This window comes from Pseudomonas sp. 20-5 (genome assembly GCF_056782835.1).
This window is the reverse complement of the sequence record NZ_CM165584.1, coordinates 3,407,116-3,419,017: the sequence shown is the minus strand read 5'-3', so window position 1 is coordinate 3,419,017 and position 11,902 is coordinate 3,407,116. Positions and strand designations below refer to the sequence as shown.

At 69.9% G+C, this 11,902-nt stretch carries 10 protein-coding genes; 7 read left to right on the top strand and 3 right to left on the bottom strand.

Annotation, left to right across the window (positions count from 1 at the left end; translation table 11 throughout):
- Positions 1-8: 8 nt before the first annotated feature.
- The 4 genes from pqqF to nahK all read left to right on the top strand — a co-directional run bounded on the left by pqqF (position 9) and on the right by nahK (position 7,643).
- Positions 9-2,336, top strand: coding sequence for a pyrroloquinoline quinone biosynthesis protein PqqF (pqqF, locus tag AC1RB9_RS15635; protein WP_003450291.1), 2,328 nt, complete (start codon positions 9-11; stop codon positions 2,334-2,336).
- A gap of 266 nt (positions 2,337-2,602) precedes the next feature.
- Positions 2,603-3,802, top strand: a complete 1,200-nt coding sequence (locus AC1RB9_RS15630; RefSeq protein WP_003117407.1) for a porin — start codon at positions 2,603-2,605, stop codon at positions 3,800-3,802.
- Between the two features lie 102 nt (positions 3,803-3,904).
- Positions 3,905-5,068, top strand: coding sequence for a nitric oxide-sensing protein NosP (gene nosP / locus AC1RB9_RS15625; RefSeq protein ID WP_003106998.1), 1,164 nt, complete (start codon positions 3,905-3,907; stop codon positions 5,066-5,068).
- Positions 4,998-7,643, top strand: a complete 2,646-nt coding sequence (nahK, locus tag AC1RB9_RS15620; RefSeq protein ID WP_003119141.1) for a hybrid sensor histidine kinase/response regulator NahK/ErcS' — start codon at positions 4,998-5,000, stop codon at positions 7,641-7,643. The genes nosP and nahK overlap by 71 nt, the downstream gene beginning before the upstream one ends.
- A gap of 1 nt (position 7,644) precedes the next feature.
- Here the strand turns inward: nahK and AC1RB9_RS15615 are convergent, their stop codons facing one another.
- Both AC1RB9_RS15615 and agmR read right to left on the bottom strand, forming a co-directional pair.
- Positions 7,645-8,508: a DMT family transporter gene (locus AC1RB9_RS15615; protein WP_003113465.1), complete on the bottom strand. Its 864-nt coding sequence runs from the start codon at positions 8,506-8,508 to the stop codon at positions 7,645-7,647.
- Between the two features lie 9 nt (positions 8,509-8,517).
- Entirely contained in the window at positions 8,518-9,183 is a 666-nt protein-coding gene (agmR, locus tag AC1RB9_RS15610; protein ID WP_003117409.1) for a response regulator AgmR, read from the bottom strand.
- A 515-nt stretch (positions 9,184-9,698) separates the two neighbouring features.
- Between agmR and AC1RB9_RS15605 the strand changes: the two genes are divergently transcribed.
- Genes AC1RB9_RS15605 through AC1RB9_RS15595 form a run of 3 tightly spaced genes read left to right on the top strand, consistent with a single transcriptional unit; the run spans position 9,699 to position 11,188 of the window.
- A complete protein-coding gene (locus AC1RB9_RS15605; RefSeq protein WP_003088510.1) occupies positions 9,699-9,839 on the top strand; it encodes a hypothetical protein in 141 nt (46 codons plus the stop codon).
- An 8-nt stretch (positions 9,840-9,847) separates the two neighbouring features.
- A complete protein-coding gene (locus AC1RB9_RS15600) occupies positions 9,848-10,498 on the top strand; it encodes a sensor histidine kinase (RefSeq protein WP_003450294.1) in 651 nt (216 codons plus the stop codon).
- Positions 10,499-10,510: 12 nt separating this feature from the next.
- The gene (locus AC1RB9_RS15595; RefSeq protein WP_003160135.1) at positions 10,511-11,188 is read left to right on the top strand and encodes a response regulator transcription factor; all 678 of its coding nucleotides are present in this window, start codon (positions 10,511-10,513) and stop codon (positions 11,186-11,188) included.
- Between the two features lie 26 nt (positions 11,189-11,214).
- Here the strand turns inward: AC1RB9_RS15595 and AC1RB9_RS15590 are convergent, their stop codons facing one another.
- Complete coding sequence (locus AC1RB9_RS15590; RefSeq protein ID WP_003088520.1) at positions 11,215-11,862, bottom strand: pentapeptide repeat-containing protein; 648 nt, start codon at positions 11,860-11,862, stop codon at positions 11,215-11,217.
- Positions 11,863-11,902: the final 40 nt, after the last annotated feature.

Here is an 11,902-nt window from a genome sequence, read left to right as displayed (position 1 = left end):
GGACGCCCATGGATCGCCACGCCCAACACCACCCCTGGAGCCGCGCCTGCGTGCTGCCCAACGGCCTGCGCCTGCACCTGGCGCATGATCCGGCGGCATCGCGCGCCGCTGCCTGGCTGCGGGTGGCGGCGGGCAGCCACGACGAGCCGAGCGCGCATCCCGGCCTGGCCCACTTCCTCGAGCACCTGTCGTTTCTCGGTGGCGCGGCGTTTCCCGGCGACGAGCGCCTGATGCCGTGGTTGCAGGTGCGCGGCGGCCAGGTCAACGCCAGCACCCGGGGCAGGACCACCGACTATTTCTTCGAGGTGACGGCGGAGCACCTTGGCGCCGGTCTGGCACGGCTGATCGACATGCTCGCCCGCCCCTTGCTGGACATCGATGCGCAACGGCGCGAGCGCGAAGTACTCGAGGCCGAATACCTGGCGCGCTCGGCCGACGAGCAGACCCTGATCGACGCAGCGCTGGCCCTCGGCCTGCCCGCCGGACACCCCCTGCGGCGTTTCGCTGCCGGGCGCCGCGACAGCCTGGCCCTGGAGAACGATGCGTTCCAGCGGGCCCTGCGCGAATTCCATGCCGCCCACTATCACGCCGGCAATTGCCAGCTATGGCTGCAAGGGCCGCAGGCACTGGACGAGCTGGAGAGGCTGGCGCAGCGTGCCTGCGCCGACCTGCCGGGGCGCGCGCCAGGCGCGAGTCCGCCGCCGCCGCCGTTGCTGCCCTTCGCCGGCGAAGCGCTGGCGCTGCGCCTGCCGGGACCGCCGCGGCTGGTGCTGGGCTTTGCCCTCGACGCTTTGCGGGAGGCCGACGAACAGACCCTGCAGGCGTTCGCCGAATTGCTCGGCGATCGCTCGCCGGGCGGGTTGCTGGCGGCACTCGGCGAACAGGGCCTGGGCGAATCGGCGGCGCTGCGGGTGGTTCACCGGGATGCGCGGCAGGCGCTCCTGGCGTTGACCTTCGAACTGTTCGACGGCAGCGCGGCGGCGGCGCTGGAGGCGGCCTTTTTCGACTGGCTGGGCGCCCTGCGCGACGATGCCGCCAGCCTGCTGGCGGCGCGCCGGCCGTTGCTGGCGGAGCCCACTGCACCGCTGGAGCGACTACGCCAGCGCGTTCTTGGCCTGCCAGCGGAGATTCGCCCGGCCTGCCTGGACGCGCTGCGCGCCGACCGTTGCCTGCGGCTGCACCTGGACAGCGAACTCGACGGCGCCGAAGCGCGCTGGTCGGCGGGCTTCCGCCTGAGTGTGGCGCCGGTTGCCGCAGCGCCGCCGCTGACCGCGCAGCGGCATGCCTGGCGCTTCGAACTGCCGTTGCCGCCCAGTGCCGCCACCGAGGGCGCGCTGTTCCTGCGCTGGCGCTTTCCCGGCGTGCCCGTACGGTCACGCTTTCTGGCGCTGCGCCAGGCGTTGCGTCCGCTGTGCGGCCAGGCACGCCTGGGGGGTGTGGAGATGGGCCTGGAGGCGCTCGGCGAGGACTGGTCGCTGAGCCTGCTCGGTCCGCGCGATCGCCTCGAGGCCGCCGTGCGCCCGGCCCTGGCCCGGCTCCTCGCGGCGCCGCCCGACTGGCGCGCGAGCGGCGAGCGTCTGTCCTCCGCCGAGCGGCGCCGCAGCGCCACTGCCCTGCCGATCCGGCAATTGCTGGACGCCTTGCCCGGCGTATTCGGCGAGCCGCTGGCGGAGGTCGACGACTGGCGGCGGACGCGCTGGGACGCCTTGGTCATGCAGGCCGCGATGCCAGATCCCCGATGGATGCCCGGCCAGGCTGCCGGCGAGCGCCTGGAGCCTCTGCCGCCGAGGCCCGGACGGCATCGCCGCGAACTGGCCATGGACGGCGAGTCGGCGTTGCTGCTGTTCTGTCCGCTGCCCACGCAGGAGGTGCCGATGGAGGCGGCCTGGCGCTTGCTGGCGCGCCTGCACGAACCGGCCTTCCAGCGGCGCCTGCGCGACGAGCTGCAACTGGGCTACGCGTTGTTCTGCGGCTTCCGCGAGGTCGGCGCCCGGCGCGGCCTGCTGTTCGCCGCGCAATCTCCGCGTGCCTGCCCGGAACGCTTGCTGGAGCATATGGAGACCTTCCTCCAGCGCTCCGTCGAGGCGCTCGCGCAACTGCCGGCGCGACGCCTGGCCGGCCTGCGCGAAGCCCTCGCCGACGACCTGCGCCGAGCGCCGGGTAGCTTCGCCGAGCGAGCACGGCGCGCCTGGGCGGAGCACCTTGGCGGTGGCGCCGGTCGCTCCCGGCTGCTCGCCGAGGCCGCCCTCGGCCTGAGCGGCGACGACCTGCTCGCGGCCCAGGCCCGGTTGCTGGAGGCGCGCGGCGGCTGGTGGGTGCTTTCCAGCCGGCGCTGAAGCGAGCCACGCGGTAACTCGACGACAGCCTTGCCGGCGTCACTGCGGCGTTAGGTCGAAAGCCGCGCTGCTTCGGTGGCGCTCCCGCCGCGACCAAGGTTGCGCTACCGCCGGAGGAGCGCTGCCCGCGCCTTGCGCAGCGGCACCCACGCCCACCATGAAGAAGCGTCGAAGCAGGCCCAAGGAAGCGTATGGCAGGGCTTTCCCGGTTTCGATAATCGGCTCCGCCACGACCGGCCCGGTCGTTTCACCTCGCGGAGTGCGCCATGAACAAGAACAACACCGCCGTTCGCCGAATCCTGCCGCTGACCCTGGCCTCGCTGGGTGCCCTGGGCGGCCTGCAACCGGCCGCCGCCGATATCCTGCTGTACGACAAGGACGAGACCACATTTTCCACCGACGGCTACTTCAATGCCTTCTACGTCAACAGCGACGTCGACCGCCAGGGCGAGACCTACGATCGCCGCCAGTCGCGGGTGAAGATGGGATTCCTGCCGAACTACATCGGCTTCAACTTCGGCAGGAAGGTCGACGAGCTGAGCCTCGGTGGTCGCGCTTCCTTCTGGGTGACCATCAACGACAGCGAGACCGACGGCACCGATACCGCCATCGACGTCCGTCAGTTCTATGGCACGGTCGCCGGCGACTGGGGCGAGGTGCTGATCGGCAAGGACTTCGGCCTGTTCTCGCGCTCGAACATCTTCCTCGACGAACTGCTGGCCGGTTTCGGCAACCCCAGCGACACCCTCGGCCTGGTGGACGGCAAGGGCGTCTCCTTCGGCAACATCGGCACCGGCTATCCGTATCCGTTCCCCACCTCGCAGATCACCTACCGCAACAACAACCTGCTGCCCGGCCTGCGCATCGCCGTGGGCATCCTCGACCCGATCGACTCCAACCAGATCGACAAAGATGCCAGCGACGGCCTCGACGACAAGGCCTACCAGGACAACCCGCGCTACGAGAGCGAGGTCAGCTACCAGTTCGACCTGGCCGGGGCGCAGGTCTACAGCTGGATCAACGGCGGCTACCAGACTTCGAAGAACACCAGCGACAGCGTCGACAGCGTGACTTCCAAGGGGGTCGGCTATGGCTTGCAGGTGAAGATGGGCGGCTTCTCCGTGACCGGTTCGGGGTTCACCGCCAAGGGCATCAATCCCTTCTTCACCAACAACGCCGGCGAAGCCGCGCTGCGCGAGGTGGACAGCCGCGGCGCATTGCTGCAGGGCTCGTATTCATGGGGCAAGAACCGCCTGGCGCTGTCCTACGGCAAGACCGTCGACGACGGCAACGGCCTGGGTTCCGCGGCCGACTACGAGAGTCGCGGCATCGCCTATTTCCGCACGATCAACGACAACCTCAAGCTGGTCGCCGAGCTGAACCGCTACCGGATCGACGGGCGCGACGGTACCGCGCTCGACGAGGACACCGACACCGTGGCCCTCGGCGCCGTACTGAACTGGTGATACCGCTACTTTCGAAGGACCCCGCCGCGACCCAAGTAGGATAGGGGCCGCGGCGGCGCCCTTCGTAGAATGCTGGCGAGGCGGAACGACGGGGGAGCGGGCATGTACGAAGGGCAGGGGGAAGGGGTCTGCAGGGGCATGTCCAGCGCGCGCGACGTCGAAGTGGTGGCCCAGGACCTGGCGCGCCAGCTTATCCATCCGCACCTGGGCTTCGTGCTGTTCTTCTGTTCCGCGGAATACGACCTGCCGGCCCTTGCCGAGATGCTCGAACGCTACTTCGGCGGCATCGACCTGGTCGGCTGCACCACAGCCGGCGAGATCACTCCGGCGGGCTACGGGCGCGGCTGCGTCAGCGCGGTGGGCTTCGACGTGCGCAGCTTCGCCATCAGCAGCGCGCTGATCGACGAAATGGAGCGCTTCAGCCTGCTGGACGCGCAGCAGATGGTCGAGACCCTGGTGGCCGGCTGTCGCCGCGGCGGCCTGGCGCCGATCAAGGACCACAGCTTCGCCCTGACCTTGCTCGACGGCCTGTCCAGCCGCGAAGAGGTGGTGCTCGCCGCGCTTGGCGCGGCGCTCGGCGCGATCCCGCATTTCGGTGGCTCGGCCGGCGACGACCGGCACCTGACCCACACCCATGTCTACCACCAGGGCCAGTTCCATACCGGGGCGGCAGTGGTGGTGCTGGTCAACACCTGGCTGGACTTCGAGGTCTTCACCACCCATCACGTGGTGCCGCGCGCCGAAAAGTTGGTGGTGACCCGCGCCGACAGCGGCAGCCGGCGGGTCCACGAACTCAACGCCGAGCCGGCGGCGCTGGAATACGCCCGGCTGGTCGGGGTGGCACCGCAGGCGCTGGATTTCGCCCTGTTCTCTGCGCATCCGCTGGCGGTGCGGGTCGACGAACGCTATTACGTGCGCTCGATCCAGCAGGCCAACGAGGACCTGAGCCTGACGTTCTACTGTGCGGTGGAGAACGGCATCGTTCTCACCGCGATGAGCACCGGCCCGCTGTTGCCCAACCTGGAGGCGCAGTTCCGCCGCCTCCACGAGCGCCTCGGACCGCCGTTGCTGACCATCGGTTGCGACTGCTTCCTGCGGCGCCTGGAGCTGGAGGTCGGCGGTGACACGCAAGCTACCGCCGCGTTTCTCCGCAGCCAGCAGGTGATCGGCTTCAACACCTACGGAGAGCAATTCAATGGCATGCATATCAACCAGACCTTCACCGGGGTCGCCATTGGCCGACCCCGCGGAGGTGTCCGTCGCTGAGCTGCAGGCGCGGGTCGTCGCCCTCGAAGAAGAGCGGCACAAGTTGCAGCGGATCAACCAGGCGCTGATCGGACGCATCGAGTCGAGCGCCGCGCAGAGCGACGAGGCCTACGGCGCCTTCCAGTATTCCGTGGTGCTGGCCGAGCAGGTCCGCGAGCGCACCGACGCGCTGAGCCAGACGATGCTCGAACTGAAGGCCAGCAACCAGTTGCTCAGCGACGCTCGCCTGCGTGCCGAGACCGCCCACCAGCATCTGCTCGACGCCATCGAAAGCATCTCCGACGCCTTCGTCCTGTTCGATCCGCAGCAACGCATCGTGTTGTTCAACGAGCGCTTCCGCGCGCTGTGGATCGACAGCCGGGCGCGGATCGGTCCTGGCATGCGTCGCGCCGAACTGCACCGGCTGGCGCGTAGCGGCGGGCTGATCGTCGAGGAGCAGCGTGGCGGCGACCAGCAGACCCTGTACCGCCTGCGCGACGAGCGCTGGCTGCGGATGAGCGAGCGACCGACCCGCGACGGCGGGCTGGCGGTGCTCTACAGCGACGTCACCGAGATCAAGCTCAGCGAGACCGCGCGCCGCGAGCAGGCGCTGGCGCAGAAGTCGCACCTGTTGCAGCGGGCGGTGGACAATCTCTCCCAGGGCGTGGCGATGGTCGGTGCCGACGGCGTGCTGGAGTTGTGGAACCGGCGCTTCCTGGAGCTCTGCGGGCTGGCCCCGATCGCCGGGCACCGGGCCTTCGCCGAAGTCATGGCGGAGAGCGAATTGCCGTTGCTCACGCCGCGCAGCCAGGACTCCCAGGGGAGTCCGCTGAGCGCCCGCGAGCAGCGCCTGTTCGATGGCCGGGTGCTGGAGATCCGTACCCATGCGCTGCCCACCGGCGGCTTCGTCAACACCTTCACCGACATCACCGAACGCTATCGCCACGCCGAGGCGTTGCGCGCCAGCGAGCGCTGGATCCGCCTGATCACCGACCAGGTGCCGGCGCTGATCGCCTATCTCAGCGACGAACTGGTCTACGAATTCACCAACAAGGTCTACGAGGAGTGGTACCGCTGGCCCAGCGGCTCGATGCTCGGCCGCTGCCTGCGCGACGTGCATGGCGCCGAGCACTGCCGGCGCCTGGAGCCGTACTTCGAGCGGGCCCTGGCCGGCGAAAGCGTGACCTTCGAGATCGCCGAGACCGCGTTGTCCGGCGAGGAGCGCTACATGCAGCGCTCCTACGTGCCGAACCGCCAGGCCGACGGCCGGGTCGCCGGGCTGTTCGTGCTGATTCGGGATATCACCGAGCGCCGGCGGACCGCCGAGGCGCTGCACCAGGCCTACCAGAACCTCGAACAGCGGGTGCGCGAGCGGACCGCCGAGCTGACCACCCTCAACGACCAGTTCAAGCGCGAGATCCACGAGCGCAGCCAGGTCGAGGCGCGCCTGCGCGAGGCCAAGCGCGAGGCGGAACAGGCCAACCTGTCGAAGACCAAGTTCCTCGCGGCGGTCAGCCACGACCTGCTGCAACCGCTGAACGCCGCGCGGCTGTTCACCAGCGCCTTGCAGGAGCGCGGCAGCGCGGCGCGGGACAACGAGGCGCTGGTGAACAACATCAGCCATTCGCTGGAGGACGTGGAGAACCTGCTCGGCACCCTGGTGGACATTTCCAAGCTGGACGCCGGCGTGATCACCCCGGACATCGCCCCGTTCGAGCTTGGCGAACTGCTCGGCAACCTGGCCGCGGAGTACCGCCAGGTAGCCGCCAGCGAAGGGCTACGCCTGGACTTCGTGGCCTGCGGGGCGCTGGTCCGCAGCGACCAGCAACTGCTCGCGCGAATCCTCCGCAACCTGCTTTCCAACGCCATCCGCTACACCCCGCGAGGGCGCGTGCTGCTGGGTTGCCGCCGGCATCGGCAGCGCCTGTCGATCGAGGTCTGGGACACCGGGGTGGGCATCGCCGCCGACAAGCTCGGCGAGATTTTCCAGGAATTCAAGCGCGGCGAGTCACAGCGCTGTCACCAGGACCGCGGTCTCGGCCTGGGATTGGCGATCGTCGACAAGATCGCCCGCATGCTCGGCCACCGGGTCCGGGTCGGCTCGCTGCCGGGCAAGGGCTCATGCTTCGCCATCGAGGTACCGCTGGCCCGCCATGCCCCGCGCAGTCGCGCCGAGCCGCTGGCCAGCGCGGACGACCTGCGCGAGCGCCTGCGTGGTTCGCGGGTGTGGGTGCTGGACAACGATGCGGCGATCTGCGCCGGCATGCGCACGTTGCTCGAAGCCTGGGGCTGCCGGGTAGTGACGGCGCTGTCGGAGGAAGACCTGGCGCGACAGGTCGACAACTACCATGCCGAGGCCGACCTGCTGATCGTCGACTATCACCTCGACGACCAGCGCAACGGCGTCGACGCGGTCGCCGCGATCAACGCCCGGCGCGGCTCGCCGCTGCCGGCGCTGATGATCACCGCCAACTACAGCAACGAGCTCAAGCAGCAGGTCCGCGAGCTTGGCCATACCCTGATGCACAAGCCGGTGCGGCCGATGAAGCTGAAGACCGCGCTCTGCCACTTGCTGGAGCGCGAAGCCTCGGTCTGATTCAGGCGCCTTCGCGCGCCGCGCGGCCCAGGCGCGGGGCGAGGATCAGGGCGATCCCGCCGAGCACCGCCAGGGTCGCCGGCGGCAATCGCGGGGCGAGCGGCTCGCCGAGCAGCAGGGCGCCGCAGAGGGCGGCGAGCACCGGCACGCTGAGCTGCACCGAGGCGCCCTGGATCGCCGTCAGCCCCGGCAGTGCGCTGTACCAGACGGCGTAGCCGAGGCCGGAGGCGAGGGCGCCGGAAAGCAGGGCATAGGCCAGCCCGGCGCCGTCCAGCCGCAACTGCCCGTGGAATGCCAGGAGCAGCAGGGCGGCGAAGGCAAGGGCACGCAGGAAGTTGCCCGCGCTGACCGCCAGCGGATCGCCGCCGCCGCGGCCGAGCAGGGTATAGAGGCCCCAGGCGAGGCCGGACAGGAGCATCAGCAGGGCACCGCCCAGCGGCGGCGCGCTGGCTCCGGGGAGCAACAGGAACAGCAGGCCGCCCAGGGCCAGCAGGAAACCGAGCAGCGCCTGTCCGCCCAGCCGTTCGCCGCGCAGCAGGCCGGCCAGCAGCAGGGTGACCTGCACCGCGCCGAACAGCAGCAGCGCGCCGGTGCCGGCGTCCAGCTGCACGTAGGCGTAGGAGAACGCGGCCGCGTAGACGAACAGCGCCGCCGCCCCGCGCCAGCCGCCGCGCGCGGGCGTGGCCGGGCGCCGGCGCAGATGCAGCAGGACGGCGAGCATGAGGGCGCCGGAGAAGAGACGCAGGGCGGTGAAACTGACCGCGTCGATGGCGGTGTCCTTCAGCGCCGCGCGGCAGAGCAGCGAATTGCCGGCGAAGGCCAGCATCGCCAGGACAGTGAGCAGCAGGGTACGGCGGTCGGGCATCGGCGGGTCTCAGCGGCGCAGGTAGGCGGCGAAGTCGATGTCGCCGGCGCTGAGGATCGCCTGGACCCGGTTGTGTACCTTGAGCTTGCGCAGGATCGCCGAGACGTGCGCCTTCACCGTGGTTTCGGCGATCTCCAGGTTGTAGGCGATCTGCTTGTTCGACTCGCCCTTGGTCATCCGCTCCAGCACCAGCAGCTGCTTGCGGGTCAGGGCCTGGAGCAGTTCCGGGGAGATGCCGTGTTCTTCGTGGCCGCTGCGTCGCGGCGAACTCTTCTGGGTGCGGATCACGTCCGAGGGCAGGTAGACGTTGCCGTTGAGGATCTGCTCGATGGCTTCGGTCATCTGCGCGCGTGGCGAGGACTTGGTGATGAAGCCCACCGCGCCGTAGGTGATGGCCTGTAGCACCACCTGCTTGTCCTGCTCGGCGGAGACGATAACCACGGGAATGGTCGGGGCCTCGTTGCGCAGGTTCATCAGGCCGTTGAGGCCGTGCATGCCGGGCATGTTCAGGTCGAGCAGGATCAGGTCGAGGTCGTCGTGTTCCTGGGTCAGGCCCAGGGCGCTGTCGAGGTCGGCGGTTTCCATCACTTCGCTGCCGGGGAATCCGTCGGCGATGACATTGTGGATGGCCTCGCGGAACAGCGGGTGGTCGTCGGCGATCAGGATCTTGTACATGGCCTGCACCTCGTTATTGTCGTTATGGGCGGCTGGTGGCGGCTCGGGGCACGCGGGCGGACGCGAATGCGCTCACGGTAGCAGTCGTGGGCGCGATAGCCCAGCGGGTGGGCGTTCCGCCGCGCGCTGCCGGGGACGCGTCGCGGAGCGTCGGCGGCCGGGTAGGCGGAGAAGGCGAACTCGGTACTGCGGCGGGACCACCGCAGGGTAGTCGGGCGCTACGCGGGGCAAGGCAAGGCGGGGCATGGCGGCTTCTCGTCGTTTCTTCTTGTATGCGTCATTACAGGGCAGGCGCGCTGCTTTGGAAATTCGACGTCCGGAGGGGTGAACCAGTACCAAAGTAGCAGGACCAGGCGCTTGCGCAGCGCTCCTGCTGCATCGGCGGCGCCCGCAAGGGCGGCTGGAGGCGGGTGGCCGCGCAAAAGTAGCGGCCCGGCAGTACCAAGGTAGTAGCACGCCGTGGCTCCGCGCGTCCTAGCATGTCTCGACAACGACAATGGACAGGAGTCGCCGCCATGCGCATCGCCGTCACCCTGGTGTTGCCCATCCTGCTGATCCTCAGCCTGCTCGGGTTCGATTTCCTCTATTCCCGCCACCTCGGCCAGGAAAGACCTGCCGCCTGCGCCGTCGGACAGGCCTGTCGGATCGCCCCCTGAGCCACGCCATGGATGACCTGCGACCCGCCGGCCCGGCGGAGTACCGCTGGCTGCTCGCCGTGCAGGAGCGCGAGCGGCGCTTGCTGGCCCAGGCGATGCATGACGATATCGGCCAGTACCTGACGGGCATCCGCACCCAACTGTTGTTGCTGCGCTGCACGGCAGGCGACGGGCAGCCGGCGCTGGCACGCCTGGAGCGCTACTGCCAGGGGCTGGACGACAGCTTCCGCGCGCTGCTGCGCGGTCTACCGCCGCCGGCCCTGCAACGCCAGTCGCTGGACGAGGCGCTGCGCGCCTGCGTGGCGGACTGGCAGGAAGGCCAGGGCATCGCCTGCGAGCTGCGCCTGTGCGGTCCGCTGCCGCCCCTGGATGCGGCGGCCGGGACCCATCTCTACCGCCTGTTGCAGGAGGCGCTGAACAACGTCGCCCGGCATGCCGGCGCCAGCCGCGTGCGGATCCGCCTGCAACGCCGTGGCGGCTTTCTCTACCTGAGCGTACGCGACGACGGTCGCGGCTGCGCGGCGGACCCGGCACCCGGCTTCGGCCTGGACTCGATGCGCCAGCGCGCGCGCTGCCTGGGCGCTGAACTGAGCCTGCGCAGCCGTCCCGGACAGGGCCTGGCGTTGCGCCTGCGGATGCCGCTGGAACGCGGCGACTGAGAGGAGAGGACGATGAAGATCCTGCTGGTGGACGATCATTTCGTGGTCCGCGAAGGGCTGGCCGCGCTGTTGCGCGGGCTGCTCCCCGACGTGGAGGTGAGCGAGGCCGGCGATGGCGAAGAAGCCTTGCAGGCGGTGCAGCGGGAAATTCCTTCGCTGGTCATCGTCGATCTCGGCCTGCCGGGCATCAGCGGCCTGGAACTGACTCGCCGGCTGCGCCAGCGCCTGCCGCAGTTGCGTGTGCTGTTCTTCAGCCTCCACGACGAACTGGCCCTGGTGCGCCAGGCGCTGGATGCCGGTGCCCGCGGCTACGTGACCAAGCGCGCGGCGCCGACGGTGCTGCTGGAGGCGATACGGCGAGTGCTCGCCGGCCAGCTCTATCTGGAGCAGCCGCTGGCCACGCGCCTGGCCTGCCAGTCGTGGGAAGAGCAGGGCGGGGCAGCGTTGCGCGGGCTGACCCGTCGCGAGTTCGAGATCTTCCGCCTGCTCGCGCGTGGCCTGGCCCTGCGCGAGGTGGCCGAGCACCTGGGGGTAAGCGCCAAGACCGTGTCCAACCATGTCAGCCTGCTCAAGCAGAAGTTGCAGGTGAGTACCCAGGCGGAACTGGTGCACCGGGCCATCGACAGCGGCGTGCTGCGGCTGGGCCTGCCGCTGCCGCTCGCCGAGGAGGCTCGCGGCAGCCTCGGCTAGGGGCGCCGTCGCTGCTGTCCGGCGCTTCACTGCCAGCCCGCGGGGCAATCCTTGCAACCCTGCATGTTGCTGCCCTGGAAGTTGCCGAAGCGCACCTTGCTGCCGCGCAGGTCGGCATCTTCCAGGTTGGCCTCGGCCAGCTTGACTTCCTGCAGGTTGGCGTCGCGCAGGTCGGCGCCCTTGAGATCGGCGCGGGACAGCCAGGTCATCTCCAGGTCGGCGGCGCGCAGCGTGGCCTGGTGCAGGCGGCCGCCGCTGAGACGGGCGAACTCCAGGTAGGCGGCGGTGAGGTCGGCGCCTTGCCACTGGGCGCCCTGGGCGAACAGGCCCCAGGCCTGGATCGCCACCGCCCTGGCGCCGGAGAGGTCGGCGCCGCGCAGGTTGGCTTGCTGCAGGCTGGCGCGGGTGAGGTCGGCGCCACGCAGGTTGGCTTTTTCCAGGTTGGCCAGGTCGAGCCTGGCGTGACGCAGGTCGGCGCCGGAGAGATCGGCGCCGGCCAGGTCGATGCGGCCGAGGTCGAGGTTGCGCAGGTCGGCGCCGCGCAAGTCGGCCTTGGCGCAGCGCGCGCCGGGCTCCAGGCGGCAGCCGGCGATGACGCGGACGTCGTCGATGTCGTCGGCGGCCTGGGCCAGGCCGGCGCCGAGCAAGGCGGCGCAGAGGAGGAAGGTCTTCATCGGGATACTCCGCAGGCGGGGAAAGCCGCGCCTCGCAGGG